Source organism: Microcoleus sp. MON1_C1 (assembly GCF_036701945.1).
In the GTDB taxonomy this organism is placed as follows: domain Bacteria; phylum Cyanobacteriota; class Cyanobacteriia; order Cyanobacteriales; family Microcoleaceae; genus Microcoleus.
The window spans coordinates 86,863-112,027 of record NZ_JAUBRO010000007.1; the positions used below are offsets into that span (position 1 = coordinate 86,863).

Genomic DNA, 25,165 nt, shown 5'->3' on the forward strand with positions numbered 1-25,165 from the left:
CAATTCCCCATTAACAATTAGCTTTGAGGGGAATCTCGATCGTCAATTCTGTACCCTTTCCCGGCGAAGAACTGCATTTCAGCGACCCATTGTGTCTGTCTGTAACAATTTGATAGCTAATTGACAAGCCCATCCCAGTGCCTTTACCCACAGGTTTAGTGGTAAAAAACGGGTCAAAAAGGCGAGTGCCGACAGCCTCCGGTATTCCCGGCCCGTTGTCAGCAATCCGAATAATTACCTTGCCCGCTGGCGATATTTCAGTGCGGATGCGGATGTGGCTCGGCTGTTCCCGCATTTCCTCAGCAGAACGGCGCAGATCCCGTTCTTCCAAAGCATCCAAAGCATTGCTCAAGATGTTCATAAATACTTGATTTAACTGTCCGGCATAACATTCTACTAAGGGCAGTTGACCGTATTCTTTAATCACCTCAATTTCTGGATGATTGTGTTTAGCTTTGAGCCGGTGCTGCAAAATCATCAGGGTGCTATCTATGCCGTCGTGGATGTTGACTGCTTTCATTTCCGCTTCGTCCATGCGGGAAAATGTGCGGAGAGAAGCAACAATTTGTTGAATTCTGTCTGCACCGACTTTCATTGAAGAAAGCAACTTTGGCAGGTCTTCCATCAGAAAGTCGAGTTCAATAGTGTCTACTTCCTCTTGAATTTCCGGGACTGGATCGGGATAGTGATTTTGGTAAAGTTCGATCAGGTGGAGTAAGTCTTGAGTATAGTCGTTAGCGTGGGTGAGATTGCCGTAAATAAAGTTAACTGGGTTGTTAATTTCGTGCGCGACTCCTGCCACAAGTTGACCGAGACTCGACATTTTTTCATTTTGAATTAACTGCGATTGAGTGCTGGTTAATTGCTGCAAGGTTTGTTCTAATTCGAGAGCTTTATTGCGAGTTTGGGCGTAAAGATCGGCTTGGTTGAGAGCGATAGCCAATTGAACTGTAATCGCTTGCAACAATTCTACTTCGCTGTCGCTCCAATGCCGCACACAAGCGGAGTGGGAGCAGGTAACAACACTCAGGACTCCCGAAAGTGCCTGCATCGGAATTGCCAATATAGATTGGTAGCCCATAGAACGAAGAGACTTTCTCCAAACAGGGTCTGCGATTGCTTCGACATTATCGACTTGCAGCGTTTCTAGACGCAAGATCGGTTCTCCTAAAGCGCCCAATTCCGAAGCTTTATAGCGACCTATTAAATCGGGAAGTTCGGGAAGGCAAGATTCTTTAATAATTTCCCAGAAAGGTTCCTCCCCGTCGCAGCGATACCAGCTAAAGTTGCAACGATCGATCTGCAGGAAAGCGCGAATTTCTTGGACGGCGACAGCAATGATGCTGTCGAAATCGAGGGAATTACGGATTTGAGCGGTGAGACTGTTGAGCAATTTTTCTCGATCGGCCTGCTGTCTGAGTCGGGCTTCCGATCGCCTCAAGGCAATTTCTCCCCGCTTGCGATCGGTAATGTCTTCAGTGACAACTAATAGATATTGCGGTTTGCCATCAGCATCGAGAATTGCGCTTTTCTTCGTATGAAATATGCGAGTATCGCCTTCTCTTGTTTGAATCAGTTCTTCGGGAATGTCTACAATTTGCCCCCTGGCGAGCGCTTCCCGGTCTTTGGCGGTGACAAAGTCGGCTTGTTCTCTGGGCAAAACGTCGGAGTCCTTTTTGCCCATAACTTCTGCTGAACTGTAACCGAGCACCTGTTCGGCGACTGGGTTCCACAGTACAAACCGCAGTTCTTGGGCCTCCTTGACAACTACTGCGACGGGTATGGTGTTGAGCACTGATTCCATAAACTGTTGAGCCTGTTGCAGTTCTGCTTCTGCCTGTTTGCGATCGCTAATATCTCGGACGTTGGCAATGACGCTGAGATTGCCGTTGAGATGAATTCTGGACAGGGCAACTTCTGCATCAAAAGTTGAACCGTCGTTGGGACGCCTCGCTTTCCATTCCACGCGACCTGTTTCGCCGGCTAATACTCTTTCCCAAAGTTCTCCCATTTGTTCAATGGGATTGTCGCTACTTGAATAGTCATTTTTAGTTGATAATTTTGTTGCTTGTTCCTGGCTCACTCCGTACATTTCTAACATTCGATTATTGACATCGAGAATGTTGCCTTCTAAATCGTGAATGAAAATAGCATCGTAGACATTGTTAAATATGGTTCGCAGGTTTTGCTCGGAAACTTGCAGCGCTGCTTCTGCCTGTTTGCGATCGCCAATTTCTTGTTCTAATTGGGTGACTGCTTGGGAAAGTTCGGCCGTGCGCTCGCTCACTCTGTCTTCCAGCTCGGCGGCTGCTTGTCGCAGGGCTGCTTCGGCGGCTTTGCGATCGGTAATGTCGATCACCGTACCGAACATTTTTACCACCTTGCCGTTCACATCGGTTTCCGCTTGGCCCACGGCGTTCACGTGTCGCAAGATGCCGTCGGGACGGTAAAGGCGAAAGTCAAAATCAAAAGGGATGCCTGTTGCGAGTCCCCGCTGCACTTGAGTTTGCCACAATTCCAAATCTTCTGGATGAATCAGAGCGACCTGTTCGGCTAGGTGGGGCGCGATGGGGGCCGGTTCGAGTCCGAAGATGCGAAAAAGTTCTTCCGACCAAGTGAGGGTTTCGGTGGCTGCGTCGAGTTCCCAATTGCCGACGTGGGCGAGTCTCTGGGCTTCTTGTAGCTGCCGCTGGCTTTGGCGGATGGCGGTTTCGGCAACTTTGCGATCGGTAATGTCGAACAATACGCCGCAAAATACGATTTCGCTGTTCTCGCTGCGGGTGGGCATGGAGTCGCCCTGCCACCAGCGAATCTCACCGTCGGGCTTGACTAACCGTCCTTCGTAGTGCCAGGGAGAGAGGTTTTCTACGGCTTCGTTGACGGAACCGATGTAACTCTCCAAGTCTTCAGGGTGGATGCGAGAAATGAATGTATTGATGTCTTGCATCATTTCTGCTGCTGTAACGCCGCTGATATCTTCTATGCGATCGCTCATGTAGTCAATGCGCCAAACTCCCTCACGGTTGCAAAACTGGAACAAGGCTCCGGGCATGGTGGCCGCGATCGTCCGAAACTTGGTTTCGCTGGCACTGAGGGCGGCAAAAGTCTGTCGCAGTTCGGCCGTGCGTGCTTCTACTCGGCGCTCTAGTTCTGCGTTGGCGTGTTGTAAGGCTGCTTCTGCTCGCTTGCGATCGGTAATGTCGGTAGCTGTACCCGTGGTGCCGAGGAAGTTTCCGGTTTCGTCGTAGAGGGCGATCGCGTTAAACATCAAATGTTTCATGCTGCCGTCTTTGGCGATGTGGGTGCTTTCGTACTGGAAAACTGATTCTCCGGCAAACAGGCGGGCGAAAACTTCTAAATCTTTCTGGCTTTGTTCTGGTGTCGCAAAGTCGGAGAACGACCTACCGATCATTTCTTCTGGTTCGTAACCGTAAATGTACTTAACTGCTGGGTTGACGAAGGTATAGCGTCCTAAAGCATCGACCGACCAAATCATGTCTTGGGAGGTTTCTACCAGGCTGCGGTATTTGCTTTCACTGGCTTTGACGGCTTCTTCTGTTTTTTTGCGTTCCGTCATGTCGCGGGAGACGCCGACAGTCATGACAATTTGGCCGTCTGCGTTGCGAATCGGTGTTTTGACTGTGCTGAACAGCAGCACTTCTCCGTCGTAGCGCGTCACCGGTTCTTCGGAAATTTGCAGAGTCTGTCCGGTTTCAAATACGAAGGCGTCATCTTTGATGTACTGGAGAGTATTGTCGGTATCGGCGAAAGGTGCGTCTACTATGTCTTGAAGTTCCTCTTCAGTCATGCCGTAATAGTCGCGGAACGCTTGATTTGCCCAAACAATTTTGGATTTGGGGCCTTTGACTAATACCATATCGCCGATCGAATCGAGAATTTGGTGATATTTTTCCTCGCTGTCGCGGAGTTTCTGCTGTGCCGCTTCGATTTGTGCTATTTGCCTCTGGGTTTGCAAGTGCAGTTCGGCTTGGTGGATGGCAACTGCTAAATGGTCGCCTACTTGTCTGGCAAATTCGATTTCGTCTTCTTGCCACTGGCGGGGTTGACCGCAGGAGTGAATGCACAGCAATCCCCACAGGTGTTGCCCTTGCAGGAGCGGTACGACTAAGTTGGCTCGGATTTGAAATCGCTTGAGGATTTTGAGGTGACAAGGGCTCAACCGGGCTTTGTAAATGTCCGTGACTGCTTGAACGTATCCTTTGGCATAGTTGGCGGCAAATTGTTCGCCGAAACAGTAGTCGCTGACTCTTGCTCCCAAAGATGGGCTGTATTGGGGCAGTACGTCTTCGGACACTACTTCGCCCTCATTCCATTCGGATTCGGGAAGAAAGCGGTAGACGGCGACTCGATCGGCATTTAGGAGTTGCCGAACTTCGGTGGCTGTGATTTTGAATATTGTTTCTAAGTCTAGGGATTCACGAATTTTGCTAATAACTCCCATCAGCGCTTGCAGCTTTTTGAACCAGGTTTGAGACTGCGTTTGTCTTTCTAGGTGAGCTAGTTTCTCGCGCAGGTTGCTGACTTCGTGATACAGGTATTCATGAAACATAATGCTTTTTCTTTAGTTATTTTGCGGTTTGTTATCAAGGTTGATGGCATCTCAATAGCGCTCTGCAAGTTGAGCCTGGTAACTCAAAAAGGCAAAGAACATATTCTCCTCCTTCTGCTAGCACTTAGCAGCTACTCACGCTGCATTTCCGTATTTTTTCTAGATTGAATGGTCAATCGACCATGTTAGCTCCTGTATTTTTACTGAAAAAATGGCATAATTTGTTACTTAATAAATTGGTAATTATTGAGAAGAATGGCAACCAAGCTTAAACATAAACCCGGTTTCTTAAGGTAATTAAGTCAGGGAATTTCCGAAACTGGAAACAAGAAACAGCCTTTCATACCAGGAGCCTGGGGAGCATCCTGACTAATTTTGACATTTTTTTCGCTCGCCTTCGGTTGCAATTGTCACCTTTTTATTATTACGGCCAACTCGATCTATGGTTTCCTTGGTTGGGCGCTCGAATATCCTGTTGGGAGCGCCTGTATGAAAATTTGTTTAAAGTTAGGCGCTCGCCTTTTCTATGGTTTTCGCTAATTCTCGATTTATCTGTCCTAAATTAAATTTAATACAGACTTTCGGGCAACCCGATATTTTAGAGAATTTTCCTAGCCTTCTAATTGTTTTATGCTATCGATTTGATTTTTTAAACTTATTAAAATCCACCGCAGCAGAGATCAGTTTTAAGTTAAACACTTGAGGTAGTTGCAGAGTATGGTTAAATTGGCTGAACTCAAGGGCGATTCCCTACCCTTCACCGAACGCACCCGGGTTCGGGATAGCTTCGCTTTACGAACAGTTTTTACCCAATTTTTGCATTTTTTGAGAAGTGTAGAAATTTTTAGATAATACTAAGATTTAGGGTATCACATTTTTGACTAAAGTCAAGGTCTTTCAAGCTTGATGAACAGAAATGGGGATCGCGAGGATTAAAGTTTGGGCAAAGTAATGATAAATTGCGTATAAACTCGCATTGCGCTTTGTATATTTAAAGTGCCACCCTGCTGTCGGGCAATAATATCGCGAGTCAGAGACAATCCAAAACTGATGGCTTCTGCTGTCGGTTTAGTAGTAAAGAAAGGCTAAATTTTTTCTTTGCTTTTTAGATAAATTCCGAGGTTGTTTTCGCGGATAAAAAGTTCAAGTGCTTTTGCCAGTTTTGGCATTTTTACCAAATTTTGGATAATATCGTTTCCGGTTGCATCGGAATGATACCGAGGAGACGGCTTGGCCGTCCCTACCCCGATTAATTGTAGGGACTTAGGCCAAGCCGTCTCCTGACAGCAGGTAATATTAATTCCGATGCTACCGGAGTTGATATAATAAAACTTTCAGTTTAGCGATCGGTTCCTTGCTGCCATTTTTCTGCTTTTAAAATGCAGCATAAAAAGCATTTTCAATGATATTTATAAAAGCGGGATTGAGAGCCAGTAAGCCTATTTCAGACCGAGCGATCGCACTGCCATACTCGATATAAATTATTATATTGAAGTGGCGAGCAGGCTGCTCTGATCGACGAACTGCTAAAAACTTAAGAAGCCGTTTTCAGTATTGCCCTGGCTTCCTCAATATTTTGGGCAACCAATTTGCCCGACTCGATAAAGGCTGCTCTTTCAGTATCGCTGAGTTCGAGTTCCACTATTTGTTCGACTCCCTGATATCCCAAGCGGCAGGGCACTCCTAAAAAGATATCTTGCAGGCCGTATTCGCCGTGCAAATAAACGCAGCAAGGCAAGAGTCGCGACTGATTAAATAAAATAGATTCTACCATCAAACAGACAGCAGATGCGGGTGCAAAATAAGCACTACCAGTCTTCATCAATTCTACAATTTCTGCGCCGCCGTGGCGAGTCCGCTGTACGAGTCGATCGATCGCGCCAGCATCCATAAGTTGATTGATGGGAATACCGTTGACAGTAGAATAGCGGGGCAAAGGAACCATCAAATCGCCGTGAGAACCGATGACAGTTGCATTGATTTCAGCAATTGAAACGCCCAATTCCATTGCTATAAAAGTTTCAAAGCGGGCGGAGTCGAGAACTCCCCCCATCCCCATGACTCGGTGTTTGGGCAAATCCGCTGCTTCCCACGCTAAATAAGTCATGATATCTAGGGGATTTGTCACTGTGATTAAGATTGCTTCGGGAGAATGCTCGATCGCCTGTTTTGTGGCTTCGGTGACAATTCGAGCATTGATTTTAATTAAATCTTCCCGATTGATACCGGGTTTGCGCGGCACTCCGGCGGCAATTACTATAATATTTGAGTTGGTGGTATCTCTATAATCATTTGTACCGACAATTTGGCGATCGTGGCGTTCTACTCCCCTGGCTTCCATCAAATCCAAAGCAACGCCCTGCGGCCAACCCTCCACAATATCTAGCAATACTACATCTGCCAGATTTTTCTCAGCAATTCGCTGGGCTAACGTACTGCCGACTTTGCCTGCACCAATAATTGATACGCGGTTTGATGGAGAATTCATTGGATTTTAGATTTTAGATTTTAGATTTTAGATTTTAGATTTGAGCAATGAGCTTAATTGGGGAAAGGTGCGCGGTGTGCACCCTTCGCTACATTAAGAACAGTGATGTTTAGTTTTGGTGAGTTAGTTAAAATCTTCGAGTTGGTCTACCCGCAGCCAAATATTGGGGGTGGGTACTTTGCCAAATTTGACGAAGGCATAGTCGCCGCGAACATCCATCACTTCGCCCTTTGTTTCAAATATATACGAGGAAAAGCGCTGGTCGCTGGCTTTGGCTTCTAGACTGTTTTCCAATTTTTCGCGTACAGCGCGAACTATACTGCCTTTCTTGATTGCCATAACTTGCTTTGTTTAGTTTAAAAAACTATACAAATTTTAATCTAGATTGGGCTGGAAAGGACTTCTTCTTTCTTCTGACATCTGGCACCATTCTCGCTTAACAGGCCGGAAATGCCTGTTCCACAAGAGTTCAATATTCTTGTGGGCTGGGTGTCCCCCCGGCCCGTGACAGCCTTATTGACAATGGTGCAAGATATCAGTTCTTCCTTCTTCCTTATTCCTTTTTCCTTCTTCCCTCTTCCTTCTTTCTTCCGCTTATTGCTGGCACGCGGGGCAAAAATGAGTCGATCGCCCTGCTAATTTTATACGTTCGATGGTTGTGGAGCAAGTGCGACAGGGTTGACCGGCGCGATTGTACACCCAAGCGACGCCGCCGTAGTTGCCGTTGACACCTTGGACGTTGAGAAAATTGCTAAAAGTCGTGCCGCCGGATTCGATCGCCTTCTGTAAAACTTGAATAATAGCTGTATGGATGTGCCCAATTTGCTCTGCGGTCAAATCCGCGCACAGAGTTGTGGGCATCACTCCCGACAAAAACAAAGTTTCGTCTGCGTAAATATTCCCCAAACCAGCTATCAGTGCCTGGTCTAGCAAAGCTGTTTTAATGGGTCGCGCCCGCCGGTGCAGCTTGCGGGCCAAATATTCTGTTGTAAACTCGTCGGAAAACGGTTCGGGGCCTAAGAGTTTGAGGCCGATGACTGTGCTGGAAACCTCGGTTTCTGCTGGCACATACCACATTTGCCCGAAGGTGCGCTGGTCTACAAACCGCAATTCTTGGTTTCCTTCAAAGAATAGCCGCACTCGCGCGTGTTTTTGCAGGGGTTCGGATCTGTTCACCCACAGCAGTTGCCCGGTCATCCGCAGGTGAACGCCCAACCAGCCGGCTTTTGAAGGAAGGAGGAAGGAAGAAGCAAGAGGGGAAGAGCTTGGAGTTTGAGCCCTAAATTCTTCCCCTTTCCCTTTCTCTCTTTCTCCTTCTGGGAATTGAGATAGTTCTGCCAGGAGGTATTTGCCGCGTCTGTACCAGCGGGCGATCGACTTTCCTTTGAGTTTTGTCAAAAAATCGGTCGCAGATATTGAGCGGGCGATCGTGCTGTTTAACAGCACGTCCCCGCCCAACATTTCTCGATCGAGGGTCGCTTGATTCAAACCCCGGCAAATAGTTTCAACTTCTGGCAGTTCTGGCACAATTAGCGTTGTTCTGTTCCTTGACCTTGAGGCGAACCTTGGACCGTGCCCGGCGTTTCGGAGCCCGGTTTGCTGTCCGTAGAAGTTTTCGGCTGCTGCGAGGGGGTACCCTGGCCGGTTTGCCGAGTTCTCTCGTCGAGCGTGGTTTGTTTGCCGCCGGAAGCTACTGGAGTCCCTGTTTTCGATTTTGCTGTGGGTGGTGCCACTTCCACTAATTCGCTTTGGGCGTAGTTGTTGGTGTTGACGCCTGCATAATTTACGCTGTTAAAGCGAACGATAACTGGGTATTTAATGCCGCTTTGGTCTACCGTAGCAACGGTGCCCACTTCTTGATACCAGTAGGATTCTTTGCGGAGAATCCGGACTGTAGAACCGCGTTGAACCATGAGCTTTTTTTCCTTTGCGATGAATAAACGGATCAAGCCATTTTTTTTACTCTAGTCGATCGCGCGGCGCATTTAAAGTCTGCAACGAATTTTTTACCTCCCGCGCCGTTTTTTGTCTGCTGTTTGTAAAGAAAAGTAAATACTTTGGTAGGGCGATCGCTGCGGTTGCAAAATAAATAAACCCACATTATCCGTCAAATAAAACCAGTACGATCGAGTTGAAAACAAACTTTACAAATAGTTGTGAATTGCTACAGTTTAATGTTCTGGGAAATTCTGATAAGTTATGACTGAACCTCACGCCACAGTAATACTCGCGATCAGCGCAGACGGTAAAATTGCAGATGCAGTACGATCGCCCGCGAGATTCGGTTCTGCCAACGACAAAGCCCACCTCGAACAGCAAGTAGCAGCAAGCGACGCCGTTTTGTTCGGCAACGGCACGTTACAGGCTTATGGGACGACGATGAGAGTGATTTCGCCGGAATTGGTCAAACAGAGGCAACTGCAAGGGAAGCCCCCACAACCTGTGCAAATTGTATGTTCGCGATCGTCCCAATTGGACCCCAACTTGCGATTTTTCCAGCAACCGGTGCCTCGCTGGCTGCTGACGGGGCAAGACAGTAGGGAAACGGCAATGCCGTCTCCGTACCCGACCAAAGACACTAAGTTCGATCGCACATCTGGCACCATTCTCAAGAACGGGCAAGATGCCCGTTCCACAAAAGATGAATTTTCTTGTGGAACAGGCATCTTGCCTGTTCATAAAAGGCTTATTGAGAATGGTGCAACATCTCAATTCGATCGAATTATCTATGCAAAAACCGCAGGTGGAGAGATTGATTGGATTGATGCGTTTCAACAGCTAGCAAGCTTCGATATCAAACGCTTGGCGATTCTGGGCGGCGGAAAACTGGTAGCCTCTGTGCTGGCTGCAGGCTTGGTAGACGAACTTTGGCTGACGGTGTGCCCGTTAATTTTGGGCGGGGCGGATGCACCGACGGCTGTTGAGGGAGAGGGTTTTTTGGCGGATTTAGCTCCGAAATTGGAACTTTTGGCGGTTAAACAGGTGGGACAAGAGGTATTTTTGCATTATCGGGTCGATCGAACTGAAGCTCAAACGTAATCCGAGACTAGGGTTTGACGATTAAGCCCTCCGATCCCCCCTAGCCAAGGGCGGGCACGGGGGCACCGCCCCTACGAAGGGGGGAACCGGAGGCACTCAAAGTCCCCCTTCTTAAGGGGGATTTAGGGGGATCGGGTTTCGGACAAAAGCGAGATTTGTGAGGTTTCAAGGTTCAGTTGACACCAGTTGCCATTCAGCTTTCCCAGCGATCGAATAATTGTATTAACTTAAATGAAGTTCGATCGCTCTACGCTCAAATCTCCCTATGCTGAAACAGCCAAAACCTGAATATTCTGTAGCCTGGATTAGCAAAATAGGCGAAATCCCGCAAGCGTCGTGGGATGCCTTGGCGATGCCACTAAAAACTCCTTTTCTCGAATGGGATTGGCTGAACAATCTCGAAGTCTCGGGCAGTGCAACAGGTAAAACCGGTTGGCTACCGCATCACTTAACAGTCTGGCGAGACAAACAGTTGATTGCTTGCGCGCCACTTTATGTCAAAAGTCACAGTTACGGGGAATTTGTATTCGATAATCAGTGGGCGGATTTAGCCCAACGTTTGGGTGTTCACTATTATCCCAAATTGATGGGAATGACGCCGTTTACTCCGGCTGAAGGCTATCGGTTTTTGATGGCCGAGGGAGAAGATGAAGACGAGTTAACCGGAGTAATGGTAAGCGCGATCGACCATTTTTGCGATCGCCACAATATCTCTGGTTGCAATTTCCTTTATGTCGATCCAGAATGGCGCGAAAGAATGGAACGCCACGGTTTCAGCAGTTGGCTGCACCACAGCTATATTTGGCAAAATCAAGGCTATCAAAATTTTGACAATTATTTAGGCGCATTTAATGCCAACCAGCGCCGCAATATCAAACGCGAACGCAAAGCAGTCGATCAAGCTGGGTTGTTGGTAAAAACGCTGACTGGCGATGAAATTCCCCAAGCCATGTTTGCTCAAATGTATGCTTTTTATGAGAATACTTGCGACAAATTTGGTTGGTGGGGAAGCAAGTATCTGACTAAGCGATTTTTTGAACAGTTGCACCACAATTATCGCGATCGAGTTTTATTTGTAGCCGCCTACGACAAGGAAGATGACAGACAGCCTGTGGGTATGTCTTTTTGTTTGTATAAGGGCGATCGACTGTACGGGCGTTATTGGGGCAGTTTGCAGGAAATCGACTGCTTGCACTTCGATGCTTGTTACTATACGCCGATCGAATGGGCGATCGATCGGGGCATCCAAAGCTTCGATCCCGGTGCCGGTGGGCGGCACAAAAAACGGCGCGGCTTTCCAGCTACGCCCAATTATAGTTTGCACCGATTTTATAACAACCGTCTGGCGCAAATTCTCAAGTCTTATATCGGTCAAATCAACGAAAGAGAACAGCAAGAAATTGATGCCGTCAACGAGGATTTACCTTTTACTAAGTTACCTCCTTTGGTACTCGGCGATTGACGGTTGACTGTGAATGTGGAATTGGAAATTGGGAATTAGTAACAGCCTATCGGTGTCAACATAATACTAAAACCCTGTGTATAATATCTCGTTTGTATCGAAGTTTCGCTCCCCCTAAATCCCCCTTAATAAGGGGGAATTTGAATGCTCTTCCCCCTTTATTAATGGGAGTTAGAGGGGACTTAACAATACTATTGTCCCCCCCTTATTAAGGGGGGTTAGGGGGGATCGAAACTCAACTATAAACGATATTTATTAGGGATTTTAGTCTTAAGTTGACACGAATGGTGACAGTCAACCGTCAACCAATTAACCTAATTCACAAATACTCTCCCATCTTCCTGAATTTCCAGGGATTTTGTATCAGCGGCCACCTCAGTTGTCGCGCCGAAACTGACTTGCAACATTCCCGGCATCGCGGTTGCTTGGGGGCGAACCAGCACCAATCCGCCGTCTGGGCGCTGGTAAGTGAGGGTGATTGGCACTGGGAGGGTTTGAAGCAAAATTTCCGATTGTTCGCCCAGAGTGCGCGGCTGGGTAACGCCTACGATTTGATAATTGATGACAGCATTGGTGGTATTCACCAGTTTAATTACTATCCCGCCTTCGGCAGGCGTAACTCGCGCACTTGGCAGGGGAAAGCGGGGAGGCGCGTCTGTGGGTGTAGATGGCATCCCGCTGAGGCCCGGACTTGCAGCCGGAGTTGGTTGGCTGACGGGTTCTTCAGTGGCTGCGGGAGTTTCTGAGGGAGTCTCTGCGGGTTGGGAAACGGGTTTTCCTTGTTGGGGCGGTGGGCCGCCGGCCTGGGAAAGTGTTGCGAGACTAACGAGTAAACCTCCGCAGGTGGCTGCTAGCAAGCTGATTTTTTTTAACGGTAGATTGTGGCGAAACATAAATAACTCCTCACAAGTTCGATCGAGGTTTTCCAACAAAGTTCATGTTAATCTATGCGTGAATTGAATTTTAATAGGTGGGTTTGGGCCAGAGGTAAGAAGAATCAGACTTTAGGGGTAGATTTTTTTTAACCGCAGAGGGCGCAGAGGGCGCAGAGGAGGAGGGGAAGTTTTAGGGGCGAGATGCTTCTGATTTGTGGGCGGGGAGGGTGACGGTAACGGCGGTACCTCGATCGACTTGGCTGTCAATGCGGATTTGGCCTCGGTGATTTTCGACAATTGCTTTGGCGATGGCTAATCCTAAACCCGAACCGGCGGCGCTGCGGTGGGTGCGGGCGGGATCTGCGCGGTAGAATCGATCGAACAAATGCGGCAGGGCTTCTGCGGAAATTCCGATGCCGGTGTCTGTTACTTTTATTTGCAGCGCAGGATTTAACATCGCCGAATTTCTTTTGTTTTTAGCTGCAAGCTGCAATTCTACTTGAATTTGACCGCCAGAGGGGGTGTACTGCACGGCGTTGCTGACGATATTGGTAAACAGTCGGGCTAATTGATCCCAGTCTCCCAACAGTGTAAAGTTGTCCTCAGCGTTGGGCAGATCGACAATTTCCAAAGAAAGAGAGAGATTTTGGGTAGTGGCGATCGCCTGTTGTTCTTCAATTACCTCCATCAGCAAAGCATCGAGAGGAACCTCAATCCACTGCTGCTGCACGATACCGCTATCTTGTCTGGCTAAAAATAGCAAATCGTCAACCAAGCGCCCCAAACGGCGCGTTAGGCGTTCGATAACTTGTAGCTGTTGATGCTGCTGCGGTTCGATATCCGGTTCCGCTAAAGCTACTTGGACGTTAGTTTGAATAGTGGCGATCGGATTTCTGAGTTCGTGAGAAGCATCAGCAGTAAACTGTTTGAGACGCTGATAAGATTCCCGCACAGGTTTCATAGCCAATCCCGACAGCAGCCAGCCAATAGCTGCAACGCAAATTAGAGTTAAACCCGCGCCCAAAATCAAATCGAGAATTAATTGGCGGATGGGTTTTGTCACTTCAAACCAAGGATGGCTGACTCGCAAATATCCCAGAACTTGGCGTCCGATTTGTACTCGCTGCGTTACTTGTCTGAGGGAGTAGTTTTGATCGGACTGCAACTTATTATTAATTATCCAAACTGTTTCGCCGGTGCGGTTAGCGTGAATGGGAATATTCAACGGTTCCAATAATGTAGACCACAGCAATTCGCCCGTAGGACTGAACCATTCTAAATCAATGTGGTCGTCTTCTACTGCATCGGTGCTATCTGGAAAACTGGCTTGAATATTAACTTGCCACTTATTTTTATCTTTGATAGTAGGGAAACTTAGCGGTTCGATAACGAGAGTTCGCTCTATTACTTCGACAACATGATTGAGGGTGTCATCAATGCGATCGATCAAAGTATTGCGGACGTAGAAATAGAAACCAGTGGCGAATACAAGTAACAATACAGCAGTAACGGCTGTGTACCAAATAGCGAGGCGGCGGCGGGTAGCTTGGAACATATTGCGAAGGAAGTTCGGCAACGGATTGTGTAATTGATTCAACAGATTTAACCGATTTAATAACTATAACCTTCTTCTCTTCTTCTCTTCCTTCGTCTTCTTCGCGCCTTCCCGGTTCGTTAAAAAAAGCCTTGTTCGCAAATTATTCCAAAAAACTCTAACAACTTTCCATTCTTGATACTTCAGACAGATGTGGAGGTAGCTGTCACCCTAGTATTCTAATCGCGAAACTTTTTAGGTAAAAGTCTGTGACAAAATTTTTATTCAGGGCCGCGATCGGGCTGTTAATGGCATTTTTTGGGGCAATTACCTATTTTACAAACGACGTACAAAATCCGGTAACTGGAGAGAGACAGCGGGTGCAGCTTTCTCCCCGCCAAGAGATAGTTTTGGGATTGCAGGCGCGAGATCAAATGGCCGCCAAGCACGGGGGGCTTTATCCCAGCCAGAGTATTCAGCAGTATATCGATCGAGTCGGCGAACGAGTTGTCAACAGTTCGGCGGCGAAACAAGCGGGTTATCCGTTTGAATTCCACCTGCTGCGAGACCCCCAAACTGTCAATGCTTTTGCTTTACCGGGGGGACAAGTTTTCATTACCGCCGCACTTCTGCAGCGCCTGAATTCGGAGGCTCAGTTGGCTGCTGTACTGGGGCACGAGGCCGGTCACGTGGTGGGCCGGCACGGTGCGGAACACTTGGCAAAACAGCAGTTGGGCAGGTCTTTGGTAACGGCGGTTGGTGTGGCTACTAGCGACGAGCGCGGGGGTGGCCAGCAGGCAGCATTAATTGCTCAAGCTGTCAATCAAGTGGTCGGTTTGCGGTACGGTAGATCCGACGAACTGGAGAGCGATCGGCTCGGTTTTCGGTTTATGACGGAGGCGGGTTACGATCCTAGAGCTATTGTTGAGGTGATGCAAATTCTCGGTGCCGCTAGGAAGGGCGAAGCGCCACCGGAGTTTTTGAGTTCTCACCCCAACCCTGAAAACCGAGTTGAAAAGTTGCAAGCTTTAATCGCGCAAAATTACCCGAACGGCATTCCAGCTAATTTGGTGTCTGGACGTGAAGAGTTTGCTAAGAATTTGTCTGGCGGTTAGCGATAATTGCATCGGGCTTTACAAAAGTTATTACTAAAGGCGGATCTAAGTTCGGCTTGGATTTGACACGATCAAGTTAATGAGCGATCGAGCAATTTGAAAGTTGAAAACCATGATCGAATCTTGGATGATTATCGGCGGCGTGACTTTCTCAGTCGCCTTCGGCACTCTGTTTTTTAAACTCCGCGATATTAACTGGGCCGTCAAACTTCAAAGACCGGATTGGATGTTTTTTGAGCCTGCTATTCCGTTAATTTGGACGGTGATTTTTGCTTGCGGGGCCGGCAGCGCTACTTTCGTGTGGGAACAGGAGCCAGGGAGCCTTAAAACATGGCTGTTGATGGCTTTGTACTTGCTTTTAGAAATTGTCACAGTTGCTTATATTCCTGCTACTCTCAGAGCCAAAAGTCTCAAAGTAGGGACAATTTTGGGAGGGGCTGGCGAGATTGTGGGAGCTGTGTTGACGTTGGCTGTTTTGCCGATTTCTCAAACTGCGGCGTTGTTACTTTTGCCTTACGTGATTTGGGGTGCGATCGGCACTTATACTACTTGGGAAATGATTCAATTAAACCCAGAAGCGGCATAAATATTCGGTGATCGTCGGCGCACCCTACATACTATAACGCTCTTCTCTTCCTTCGTGTCCGTAGCATCTTCGCGGTTCATTAAAAAAAGCATTGTTAATAATAGCAAATCCGTGCTAGCGGGTTAACCCACCCGATAAAGTGAGGAAATCCGCTTAACATTGTCTGCCTAGTTGATGAGAAAATAGATGAATAAAACTGCTTTAAATCAAAGGATGACAGCTATCAATGGCCATTAAAGACCAGCCCCAACCACCTCGTTTTCGACAAATTAGCAATGTCTTGTTATTGCTCTCAAGTTTGTTCCTGTTGGCAAACATCTTTTTACCGAATTTGTTCGGCCCCCAAATTCCCCAAGTGCCTTACAGCTTGTTCGTCCATCAGGTTCAAGAACAAGATGTAGTCCGAGCTTCGGTAGGCCAAAATGAAATTCGCTACCAACTAAAAGGCGAAGGAGACCAACCCGGTCAAGTGCTGTCAACTACGCCGATTTTTGACCTGGAACTTCCTAAACTTTTGCAAGAAAAAGGCGTTGAATTTGCGGCAACTCCTCCTGCCAAAAATGGCTGGATCGGCAGTGTTTTAAGCTGGGTGGTTCCGCCGCTGATTTTTGTGGCGATTTTTCAATTTTTCATGAACAGACAGGGTGGCGGGCCTCAGGGTGCGCTCTCGCTCGGCAAAAGCAAAGCTAAGGTCTATGTAGAAGGCGAATCGGCGAAAATTACTTTTGCTGATGTGGCTGGAGTAGAAGAGGCTAAAACTGAATTAGTCGAAGTTGTTGAATTCCTGAAAACTCCTGACAGATTTACGGCAATTGGCGCGCGAATTCCGAAAGGTGTGCTGTTAGTCGGGCCTCCGGGAACTGGCAAAACGCTGTTAGCAAAAGCAGTGGCTGGTGAAGCTGGCGTGCCGTTCTTTAGCATCTCGGGTTCGGAGTTTGTGGAACTGTTTGTAGGTGTTGGTTCTGCAAGAGTTAGAGATTTATTCGAGCAGGCTAAGAAACAGGCTCCTTGTATTATTTTCATTGATGAATTGGACGCGATCGGCAAATCTCGTAGCAGTAACGCTAGCTTCGGTGGGAATGACGAACGCGAACAAACTCTCAATCAATTGTTAACTGAAATGGACGGTTTTGCTGCGGGCAATACTACGGTAATTGTGCTTGCTGCAACTAACCGCCCGGAAAGTTTGGATGCTGCTTTGTTGCGCCCTGGTCGTTTCGATCGCCAAGTTCTAGTCGATCGCCCCGATTTATCTGGCCGCGAAGAAATTTTGAACATTCACGCTCAAAAAGTGAAGTTGGGCCCGGATATTAATTTGAAGGCGATCGCCACTCGCACTCCCGGTTTTTCGGGCGCAGATTTGGCAAATTTGGTGAATGAAGCTGCTTTGTTGGCGGCGCGCAACAAACGCCTAACTGTAGCGCAGGAAGACTTTGCAGAGGCGATCGAACGCATTGTGGCTGGCTTAGAAAAGAAAAGCCGCGTGCTCAATGAAAAAGAGAAAACCATCGTTGCTTATCACGAAGTAGGACACGCAATGGTGGGTGCTCTGATGACTGGTAATGGCGAAGTTGCCAAAATCTCGATCGTCCCTCGCGGTATGGCTGCTTTGGGTTATACTTTGCAGTTACCGACTGAAGACCGTTTCTTGTTAGATGAGTCGGAATTGCGGGGTCAAATTGCGACTTTGTTGGGCGGGCGATCGGCTGAGGAAGTCGTGTTTGGTAGCATTACTACCGGCGCTTCAAATGACTTGCAAAGGGCGACTGATTTAGCTGAACGGATGGTGACAACTTACGGGATGAGTAAGGTTTTGGGGCCTCTAGCTTACGATCGAGGTCAACAATCAATGTTCCTCAATGACGGTATGGGAAATGCCCGCCGTGCGGTAAGTGCTCAGACTGCTGAGGCGATCGACCAAGAAGTGAAGGAAATTGTCGAAACTGCACATCAGCAAGCTTTGGATATTCTGAAAGCAAATCGGGAATTGTTGGAAACAATTACGCAGAAACTGTTGGAAACTGAGGTGGTGGAAGGTGATTCACTTCGCGAATTCCTCCGTCAAGTGCGGCCTTTAGATAAGGTTGCGGCTTCAGTTTAATAGGGTTTAATCGGACTTACGCATGAGGCCCAGAAACCGGGTTTTTTCGAGAATACTCCGCTGTAGTCGGCAGATTCGAGAAAAACCCGGTTTCTTTGTTCGGAGTGCGTAAGTCCTGCTCATAAAGATGTATGATCATTTTATGTCCTTCGTGTAAGCGCCTTCCTTGAGCGAAAGTACACAGCCTTTTACTTACTCAGTGTTTGACGGATAGCTCATTAATCCAAATATACATAAAAACATCATGGCTAAAGTTAATCTAGATGCTCTGATTGAACGAGAAGATTTTGAAGTAGAAGAAAATACAAATCCAGGTAAGAAAAAAGAAACAATTTCTATTGAAGATATCAAAGCAGATTCATTTTTCTTTTCAAACATCAGAAAACCAGATTTCCAAAGAGAAACTAATGAATGGGATAGCGAAAGGATTTGTGAATTAATAAAGAGTTTTATCGAAGGTGATTTGATACCCGCAATCATTTTGTGGCGAAGTACAGGTGGATACTTATTCGTGATTGATGGGAGTCATAGATTGAGTGCATTGTCTGCTTGGGTTAACAATGATTACGGTGATGGAGAAATATCGAAACAATTTTATGACGGTGTAATTCCTGATGAACAATTAAAAATTGCTGGAGAAACACGAAAACTGATCAACAAAAAAGTGGGACTATACGAGGATTTTAGACGAGCTCTCACACATCCTGATAAAGTTCCACCAGAAATTGTAAAATCCGCAAAAAGTTTAGCAGCTTTAGCAATTCAGCTTCAATGGGTTGAAGGTGATGCAAGTAAAGCCGAAAATTCATTTTTCAAAATTAATCAGCAAGCTGCCCCCATTGATAAAACCGAGCTCAAACTTCTTGAATCCAGAAAGAAACCTAATAGCATCGCAGCACGCGCAATAATAAGAAGCGGCAAAGGTCATAAATATTGGTCGAGATTTTCAAAGGAAATACAGGATCAAATTCAAGAAATAGCTAAAGAAATTAATGAGATACTTTTTGAACCGAAGTTGCAGACTCCAATAAAAACTCTAGATCTACCTGTGGGCGGAAAATTGTCTTCCGCTCAAACTTTACAATTAATTTTAGACTTTGTAAATATTGTTAACAAAATAGATTTTAACAATAAGGATTTTAACAATAAGGAAGTTAATGATGATCTCACAGGTAAAACAACAATAAAATTTTTAAACAAGGTGAGAAAAGTTGCATATAGATTAAATAGCAATCATAAATCCTCTTTGGGGCTACATCCCATTCTATATTTCTATTCACAAAATGGACAACACAGAACAGTCTCTTTCTTGGCTGGTGTTGATTTTGTCATGAAACTAGATGAAAGAAAAAAGTTAAAGGACTTCATATATGTTAGAGAAAAATTTGAAGATTTTCTTCAAAATTACGACTACTTAATTACACAGATTTATTATGAAAAGCATAGGGATGTTCAGAAAAGCTACAAACACATATCGAATTTTTTTGAGCAAGTTGTGATTGATTTAAAAGGTGGAAAAACTCTTAATGACACTATAGACAAAATTATATCGAGCGATGAGTTTAAGTATTTAAATATTCGTAATAAAGAGAAGTCAATTACTTCATCTACAAAAGAATTCAATACAAATAAAAAGAGTGAGATTTTTATAAAAGATGCATTGCTGAGTGTACCGCGCTGTAAAATATGCAAGGGATTAATTCACAGAAACTCAATTTCTATCGATCACATACAGCGGAAAGAAGATGGGGGATTGGCAATTTCAGATAATGGGCAGATAACTCATCCATACTGCAATACAGGATATAAAAATTAAGCTTTAAAAAAGATCGCATCCAACCAATGCAGCAATTACATTATGATTGGTCTGGCGATCGAGTTGGGCTGATAAAAGGCTAATGGCAAGACTCTATTATCGAGGCATGGCAGAAGAAAACGGTAAACCCAAAATGGGACGCAACGCGAGGCTACTGGGAGTCAGACCCAGTATTGACATTGATGTTGAGCAAGTGCCCAAAGACTGGTTGGATGAACAAGGTTATTTACTACCAGAAACAGAACGCAAGTCTTCAGAGGAGTCTGTCACTGTAGCCATTAGAAACACAAAAGGAATGTCTGTATCCCTCTCTATCGAAGGCTTACCACCATTCCGCAAACCCCCAAAATTTGGCGGAACAGGAAAAGATCCTCTTTGGCAGATTGACGACAGCAAGATCCTCGGAGATATTGAAGCTGTGCAAGATAGTCCAACTCATGTGAGTATTTTGCCAAGCGCTACAATGCTTTTAGAGAAATATGAAGCAGCCCTGGCCCAGACACAGAGCGAATGGGAGAAAGTTTGATAGTTTAATTTACTCAGCGGGAGAACAGCAATGGCATGGGTGTTTAGCTTATCGGCTGAATGTGGCACAAAGCAATCTGAAGCACAGCAATTTGCTCAATATTTCAATGAAATTTCCTGGGTAATCTCAAACGGTAGACATTCCCAATGTCGGGCAGAAAGTTTTCAGGACATAGAAGAAAATTGGTGGTGTCGAGTTTGTCCAAGTGGCATCAGTGAGATTGGAATTGACACTCCAGAAAGTGCTTATTTAATGACGGAAATAGGTATACTTCTGTATCAGAGTTTGCGGTTTGCTCCACCGTTTCGGTATGCTTTAGTTGGTATGGAAGTAGATGAGTTTAGAACCTACAGCGAATTGATTGAAGAGCCTGCCTTGGTTTTTCCTGGATTGGTTTTAGCTGAAGCTGTTTGGCAAGCAACGGGAGCATCTTCGATTTTTCGATTGTTCAGTCTCGGATATGTTTGGAAGCCCTATGAAGGTGAAGTTTATAGACCACTACTAGCATCACCGGACTTAAAGAAGAAGCCTGATGAATTGCTGCGTGAGGTAATTTTTTTCAAGGGAGGCATCACCCCTCACAGTAAATACCAAACTGTGCGATATTCACGGCAAAAGCGATCGCCCTTTACCTATCTAAATCAGTCTGCGATATTTAGGGAAAAAGCGAGCGCCCTTTACCTATCGAAATCGAAGAATTAGTCGCTCCCTACAGCGATCGTTATAAACATAGAGAAACCCGGCTGCTTCAAAACACCGGGTTTCTAAATATTGTTGCTGCATTTTCGACCGATTAAATTCCGGGCACGTAGGCCATAACAGGAGTACCTTGCTGCTGCTGCTGCGCGATTTCCAAAAGGCGTTGAATGCGATCCTCTGTCGGCGGGTGAGTGCGGAAAAGTGACTGCAAACCTTTAGTCGAAAAAGGATTCACAATCAGCAGCGGCGACATCGCAGGATTGCCGTGCATGGGAATTTCATGACCTAGTTTCTCCAATTTTTGCAGGGCGTTTGCTAAGCCTATCGGGTTATTGGTAATTTCCACCGCACCGCTGTCGGCTGCAAATTCCCTCGTTCGAGAAATCGCCAATTGAATTACGGTTGCTGATAGCGGTGCTAAAATGATTAAAAACAGCAAACCAAACGGATTCGCGCCTTGTCTGCTGTCCCGCGTTACCGGGCCGTAAAGCGCTCCAAAAGTCAGAATTCGCCCGACAAATGTAATCGCGCCGGCAATTGTGCCTGCAACTGCTTGAGTGAGAGTATCGCGGTTGCGGATGTGCGTGAGTTCGTGCGCTAAAACCCCTTCTAATTCTTCGCGGGAAAGCAGCTTGATGATGCCTTCAGTAACTGCTATTGTCGCGTGTTCCGGGTCTCTTCCTGTTGCGAATGCGTTCGGAGATTGAGTGGGAACTAGAAATATTTTCGGCACCGGAATTTGGGCTTTTTCGCTCAGCGATGCTACCATATCGTAGATTTCTGGTGCTTCGCTGCGGGCGATCGGCTGAGCGCGGTAAGCCATTAACGCGGCGGTGTCGGAATAGTACCAAGAGCTAAAACTTGAGAAGGCGGCTAGCGCTAAACCGATGTAAAGTCCTTGCTCGTTGCCGATTAAATAATAACTTCCTAAAACGAGAAGGCCGCTTAGAAGTCCTAAGAGAGCGGCTGTTCTGAGTTGATTGGTTCCTAGCATGGCGGGTTGAGGGCGATCGCTATTTTGATATTTTTTATCTTGTAATTAGATTTTCATAACTGCGGGCGATCGCGCCTCTATCTGCCGAAATAACTGCTGCCGCCAATAGTAGTATATTACCTGTTCAGTTATAGACTGCGAAGGGATATCGGGATGCTCTCTCAGGCTGCTCTCAACAGGCGACACAGCCACCGGATCTGAGAGTTCCACCCTCTGACTGGAAACCAGATTAAATCAACAAAATAAACGCAGACAATGTTACATTCATCTGCGTTTGTCTGCGTTCATCTGCGGTTGAATTCTCGAACCTTAAACAGCTTGTACTTGCTTTTCCTCAACAGCAACAGGTTCTTGATATACAGTTTGAGACTCATTAGCCAAAAACTCGGCCAATTGAGCTTCGATTTCATCCCGCACAATCTGGCGGTATTCCAGGAAATGCTCGTTGTGAGCACACACTGTTAAATAATGATCCCAAACCGCAGGATTGCGCTTGAGAATGCTGAACAAATGATGCCAGAACTTCCAGCGAGTTTTGCGCTTGACTCCTTGCCGCCACACCACAGTTAGCAGTGCTCGCAAATCGATCCAACTGGGAATTCTTGCAGGTATATTTGCTGTAGGTGCACCCAACATTAAGAAATGGCGGTATGTCCGGTCTAAATATTTCTCAGCATCGTACACTTCGCAGAATGCCTCGACATATTCGCGGGCAATATCTTCGAGAGGCCGCGTCGGGATAAAGTTCATCAAAGTAGTCTGGTTGAGGTTGCCAGATTTGTCGCGCAACCGCCCTTCTTTTGCTAGTCTGTGAGACAATGCAGTGTGCGGCAAAGCTTGCAGCATTCCAAAGGTTGTGCTCGGAATGGCGGCTGCTTCGGCAAACTGGACGATCCGCTGACCGGCACCGGGTTTTTCGCCGTCAAATCCGATGATAAATCCGGCCATTACTCGCAAACCGGATTTGGCAATTAACTCTACGGATTCGATCAGGGAATTGCGGGTATTTTGGAATTTTTTCGTCATTTGCAGGCTTTCTTCATCGGGAGTTTCAATCCCTAGAAACACTGCATTGAAATTGCAAGCAACCATCATGTCCATCAATTCTTGGTCTTGGGCTAAATCGATGGAGGCTTCCGTGTTGAAAGTAAACGGGAATTTGTGTTCTTCTTGCCAGACTTGTAAGTCTTTTAGCAACAGTTTGACGCTGCGTTTGTTGCCTATAAAATTGTCGTCTACCATGAACACGCCGCGCCGCCAGCCCAAGTTGTAGAGATAGTCTAATTCTGCTATCAATTGTTGGGGGTTTTTGGTGCGGGGTTTGCGGCCGTAGAGGACGATGATGTCGCAGAATTCGCACTGGAAGGGACAACCTCGGGAAAATTGAATCGACATCGAATCGTAGGCGTCTAATTCCAGCAAATCGAAGCGGGGGATTGGGGTTGTGGTAACATCGGGTTTTACGCCGTCCGATCGATAAATTCCGCTTTTTTCGCCGCGCGCTATTGCTTCGACGAACATGGGCAAGGTGATTTCGCCTTCGTCGAGAATCAGGTAATCTATGCCCGCTGCTTGAGGTTCTTCGGGTACGGAAGTCGGGTAGGGGCCGCCGCAAGCTACGGATTTACCGCGCCGTTTTGCTTCGCGAATGATGTCTAGCAAATCTTCTTTTTGGACAATCATTGCGGACAGAATAACGAGCTCTGCCCATTCCCATTCTGCTTCGGTGATTTGTCTGATGTTGCGATCGACTAACTTAAATTCCCATTCTTGGGGTAAAATAGCTGCTACCGTTACCAAACCCAGCGGTGGCAGCAGAACTTTACGATCGACTAATTCTAAAATTTTCTCGTAAGACCAAAATGTTTTCGGAAACAGCGGGTAAACTAGAAGAACTCGCATTATATGTTAAACCTCACATCAGTAAACAACTTGCGATCGGGCTGGCGTGTTTGAGAGTTCGATCGACTCTCAAGACTTAATGTTAAGGCTAAAATTACGATCTTGCACTCGATCGAATATCTGGCGAGGGGTGACACCCCCTAAGCCACACACAATGAGCGCAATTTTTAGCTTGCAGTTCCCTGTTAAAGTTTGCAAATGCTGATATCTTATCGTATTTGACCCTTAATTGACGATAATCGCATTTAAAAAGCATGGGACTAAGGCAAAAAAGAATTTGAAAAACTTACATTATTCGTAAAAGGCGCCTCGGCGCACCCTACATATATCTCGTAAGGTACACATTCCCTCTTCCCTGTTCCCTTTTCCTTCTAATTTGAATCTTTGCCGGGAATCCCGCTAGTTCTTAACATATCGGCAACTGTGCCGCAGTAACTCGGCATTCCTATGCTTTCGGGATTCACAAGATTTTGATAGGTAAAATGGCGGTAGCTGATGCAAAATCTATCCCAAGCAGCCACCTGAATTCGGAACAGCCAAATAAAGAAATCGGCCAGCCAAGGTGACAGAGTAATCCGAAAAAATATGTTTTTATTCAAATACTGGCAAGCTTGTTCTACCACTTCATTAGCTGTAATCGCCGGATTTCCTAGCACAAAATGTCGCGGTTCCTCGGAAGCCGGCGGATGTTCAACTAAATAATTAACTACTTTAGCAATATCTGCGCCGTGGATGAAGTGAAAACTGCCATCTGCCTTAAACCAGCGAATCAAACCAATCCATTTTGCGACAAGTGGCAAGCCCGATGACAAGTGAGAGACGGGTTTTTCTGCGTCTCCTCCCAATACTAATGTCGGGTAAAGTGCAGTAATCGGAGGCACATTTGTCAAGGCTGACAAATGCACCATACACTTGTACTTTGAGCTAATATAATCTGTCCCCAGTTCCCCGGCTTCTTTGAGCAAATTGTTGTCTCTACCGAGAATGCTGGCAGTTGAAAAATAAATTACTTGCTGGCAAGTCTGTGGCGAAAGTAGTTGAATTAGGCGGAGAGTTTTGGTTACGTTAACGTCAAACACTTCTTGAGTTCCTCCCCAAGCAGTGGCAGCTAAAATTGCGACATTAATTGTTTGCAGAAGTTCGGCGTGTCGATCGATATCTCGCATATCGCCTTGTATTATATGGATGCCGGGGCGGGCTTTCCAATCAAATTTTAATTTTTCGGGGTTGCGAACTAATAAGTAAAGTTCGTGGTTTGTCTCTTGAATCAAAGTTTCGGCCATGTAGTGACCGATACAGCCACTTGCACCCGTCACAAAAATTTTTTTGGAGTTCATTTTGCCGCAGGGGAAGAGGGAGGATTTGACGCTTTTTTGACGGTAGGGAAACGGGATGGCCTATTAGTGTCAACTTAAACATAAAGTCCATGAGGAATATCCCTTTTATTCGAGTCCAGAT

Annotated in this window: 19 protein-coding genes; 8 read left to right on the forward strand and 11 right to left on the reverse strand. The window is 46.4% G+C overall.

All coding sequences use genetic code 11. The annotated features are described in order from the left end of the window. Positions 1-10 precede the first annotated feature (10 nt). From QUA62_RS05865 to QUA62_RS05885, 5 genes are all read right to left on the reverse strand, one after another. Positions 11-4,570, reverse strand: coding sequence for a PAS domain S-box protein (locus QUA62_RS05865; RefSeq protein WP_333402975.1), 4,560 nt, complete (start codon positions 4,568-4,570; stop codon positions 11-13). A gap of 1,534 nt (positions 4,571-6,104) precedes the next feature. Further along, positions 6,105-7,058: a malate dehydrogenase gene (gene mdh / locus QUA62_RS05870; protein ID WP_333280826.1), complete on the reverse strand. Its 954-nt coding sequence runs from the start codon at positions 7,056-7,058 to the stop codon at positions 6,105-6,107. 123 nt (positions 7,059-7,181) lie between these two features. Further along, the gene (locus QUA62_RS05875; RefSeq protein ID WP_006635201.1) at positions 7,182-7,397 is read right to left on the reverse strand and encodes an NAD(P)H-quinone oxidoreductase subunit O; all 216 of its coding nucleotides are present in this window, start codon (positions 7,395-7,397) and stop codon (positions 7,182-7,184) included. 255 nt (positions 7,398-7,652) lie between these two features. After that, positions 7,653-8,585 (reverse strand): DNA-formamidopyrimidine glycosylase, encoded by a 933-nt coding sequence (locus tag QUA62_RS05880; RefSeq protein WP_333402976.1) that lies wholly within the window; start codon positions 8,583-8,585, stop codon positions 7,653-7,655. A 2-nt stretch (positions 8,586-8,587) separates the two neighbouring features. Then, a complete protein-coding gene (locus QUA62_RS05885) occupies positions 8,588-8,971 on the reverse strand; it encodes a photosystem I reaction center subunit IV (protein WP_333280831.1) in 384 nt (127 codons plus the stop codon). A gap of 286 nt (positions 8,972-9,257) precedes the next feature. On the opposite strand from QUA62_RS05885, the gene QUA62_RS05890 reads away from it, so the two are divergent. After that, a complete protein-coding gene (locus QUA62_RS05890) occupies positions 9,258-10,097 on the forward strand; it encodes a dihydrofolate reductase family protein (protein ID WP_333402977.1) in 840 nt (279 codons plus the stop codon). Positions 10,098-10,362: 265 nt separating this feature from the next. Next, a complete protein-coding gene (locus tag QUA62_RS05895) occupies positions 10,363-11,559 on the forward strand; it encodes a GNAT family N-acetyltransferase (RefSeq protein ID WP_333402978.1) in 1,197 nt (398 codons plus the stop codon). A gap of 314 nt (positions 11,560-11,873) precedes the next feature. On the opposite strand, the gene QUA62_RS05900 is transcribed toward QUA62_RS05895, so the two are convergent. Continuing rightward, positions 11,874-12,452 carry a hypothetical protein gene (locus QUA62_RS05900; protein ID WP_333214279.1) on the reverse strand — a complete coding sequence of 193 codons (579 nt, stop codon included), beginning with the start codon at positions 12,450-12,452 and terminating at the stop codon, positions 11,874-11,876. Between the two features lie 172 nt (positions 12,453-12,624). Further along, positions 12,625-13,989 carry an ATP-binding protein gene (locus QUA62_RS05905; RefSeq protein WP_333402979.1) on the reverse strand — a complete coding sequence of 455 codons (1,365 nt, stop codon included), beginning with the start codon at positions 13,987-13,989 and terminating at the stop codon, positions 12,625-12,627. A gap of 248 nt (positions 13,990-14,237) precedes the next feature. On the opposite strand from QUA62_RS05905, the gene QUA62_RS05910 reads away from it, so the two are divergent. From QUA62_RS05910 to QUA62_RS05935, 6 genes are all read left to right on the forward strand, one after another. Beyond that, positions 14,238-15,083 carry a M48 family metallopeptidase gene (locus QUA62_RS05910; RefSeq protein ID WP_333402980.1) on the forward strand — a complete coding sequence of 282 codons (846 nt, stop codon included), beginning with the start codon at positions 14,238-14,240 and terminating at the stop codon, positions 15,081-15,083. 112 nt (positions 15,084-15,195) lie between these two features. After that, positions 15,196-15,669 carry a tryptophan-rich sensory protein gene (locus tag QUA62_RS05915; RefSeq protein WP_190659668.1) on the forward strand — a complete coding sequence of 158 codons (474 nt, stop codon included), beginning with the start codon at positions 15,196-15,198 and terminating at the stop codon, positions 15,667-15,669. 226 nt (positions 15,670-15,895) lie between these two features. Then, positions 15,896-17,770, forward strand: a complete 1,875-nt coding sequence (gene ftsH4, locus QUA62_RS05920; protein WP_006635192.1) for an ATP-dependent zinc metalloprotease FtsH — start codon at positions 15,896-15,898, stop codon at positions 17,768-17,770. A 244-nt stretch (positions 17,771-18,014) separates the two neighbouring features. Next, positions 18,015-19,586, forward strand: a complete 1,572-nt coding sequence (locus QUA62_RS05925) for an HNH endonuclease (RefSeq protein WP_333402985.1) — start codon at positions 18,015-18,017, stop codon at positions 19,584-19,586. An 82-nt stretch (positions 19,587-19,668) separates the two neighbouring features. Further along, complete coding sequence (locus QUA62_RS05930; RefSeq protein WP_333402987.1) at positions 19,669-20,112, forward strand: Tse2 family ADP-ribosyltransferase toxin; 444 nt, start codon at positions 19,669-19,671, stop codon at positions 20,110-20,112. Between the two features lie 30 nt (positions 20,113-20,142). Beyond that, positions 20,143-20,814, forward strand: a complete 672-nt coding sequence (locus tag QUA62_RS05935) for a hypothetical protein (protein ID WP_333402989.1) — start codon at positions 20,143-20,145, stop codon at positions 20,812-20,814. 91 nt (positions 20,815-20,905) lie between these two features. On the opposite strand, the gene QUA62_RS05940 is transcribed toward QUA62_RS05935, so the two are convergent. The 4 genes from QUA62_RS05940 to QUA62_RS05955 all read right to left on the reverse strand — a co-directional run bounded on the left by QUA62_RS05940 (position 20,906) and on the right by QUA62_RS05955 (position 25,044). Then, on the reverse strand, positions 20,906-21,805 hold the full coding sequence (locus QUA62_RS05940; protein WP_190738289.1) for a M48 family metalloprotease: 900 nt from the start codon (positions 21,803-21,805) through the stop codon (positions 20,906-20,908). A 45-nt stretch (positions 21,806-21,850) separates the two neighbouring features. Then, positions 21,851-22,015, reverse strand: a complete 165-nt coding sequence (locus tag QUA62_RS05945) for a hypothetical protein (RefSeq protein ID WP_333402992.1) — start codon at positions 22,013-22,015, stop codon at positions 21,851-21,853. Between the two features lie 99 nt (positions 22,016-22,114). Further along, on the reverse strand, positions 22,115-23,707 hold the full coding sequence (locus QUA62_RS05950; RefSeq protein ID WP_333402994.1) for a B12-binding domain-containing radical SAM protein: 1,593 nt from the start codon (positions 23,705-23,707) through the stop codon (positions 22,115-22,117). Between the two features lie 371 nt (positions 23,708-24,078). Continuing rightward, positions 24,079-25,044, reverse strand: coding sequence for an NAD(P)-dependent oxidoreductase (locus QUA62_RS05955; protein WP_333402996.1), 966 nt, complete (start codon positions 25,042-25,044; stop codon positions 24,079-24,081). Positions 25,045-25,165 lie beyond the last annotated feature (121 nt).

Bases quoted from the DNA above. Each gene is read 5' to 3' on its own strand.
- QUA62_RS05890 (WP_333402977.1), top strand. From the start codon at position 9,258: ATGACTGAACCTCACGCCACAGTAATACTCGCGATCAGCGCAGACGGT.
- QUA62_RS05905 (WP_333402979.1), bottom strand. From the start codon at position 13,989: ATGTTCCAAGCTACCCGCCGCCGCCTCGCTATTTGGTACACAGCCGTT.
- QUA62_RS05940 (WP_190738289.1), bottom strand. From the start codon at position 21,805: ATGCTAGGAACCAATCAACTCAGAACAGCCGCTCTCTTAGGACTTCTA.
- QUA62_RS05955 (WP_333402996.1), bottom strand. From the start codon at position 25,044: ATGAACTCCAAAAAAATTTTTGTGACGGGTGCAAGTGGCTGTATCGGT.
- QUA62_RS05900 (WP_333214279.1), bottom strand. From the start codon at position 12,452: ATGTTTCGCCACAATCTACCGTTAAAAAAAATCAGCTTGCTAGCAGCC.
- mdh (WP_333280826.1), bottom strand. From the start codon at position 7,058: ATGAATTCTCCATCAAACCGCGTATCAATTATTGGTGCAGGCAAAGTC.
- QUA62_RS05865 (WP_333402975.1), bottom strand. From the start codon at position 4,570: ATGTTTCATGAATACCTGTATCACGAAGTCAGCAACCTGCGCGAGAAA.
- QUA62_RS05925 (WP_333402985.1), top strand. From the start codon at position 18,015: ATGGCTAAAGTTAATCTAGATGCTCTGATTGAACGAGAAGATTTTGAA.
- QUA62_RS05915 (WP_190659668.1), top strand. From the start codon at position 15,196: ATGATCGAATCTTGGATGATTATCGGCGGCGTGACTTTCTCAGTCGCC.
- QUA62_RS05935 (WP_333402989.1), top strand. From the start codon at position 20,143: ATGGCATGGGTGTTTAGCTTATCGGCTGAATGTGGCACAAAGCAATCT.
- ftsH4 (WP_006635192.1), top strand. From the start codon at position 15,896: ATGGCCATTAAAGACCAGCCCCAACCACCTCGTTTTCGACAAATTAGC.
- QUA62_RS05930 (WP_333402987.1), top strand. From the start codon at position 19,669: ATGGCAAGACTCTATTATCGAGGCATGGCAGAAGAAAACGGTAAACCC.
- QUA62_RS05875 (WP_006635201.1), bottom strand. From the start codon at position 7,397: ATGGCAATCAAGAAAGGCAGTATAGTTCGCGCTGTACGCGAAAAATTG.
- QUA62_RS05950 (WP_333402994.1), bottom strand. From the start codon at position 23,707: ATGCGAGTTCTTCTAGTTTACCCGCTGTTTCCGAAAACATTTTGGTCT.
- QUA62_RS05885 (WP_333280831.1), bottom strand. From the start codon at position 8,971: ATGGTTCAACGCGGTTCTACAGTCCGGATTCTCCGCAAAGAATCCTAC.
- QUA62_RS05895 (WP_333402978.1), top strand. From the start codon at position 10,363: ATGCTGAAACAGCCAAAACCTGAATATTCTGTAGCCTGGATTAGCAAA.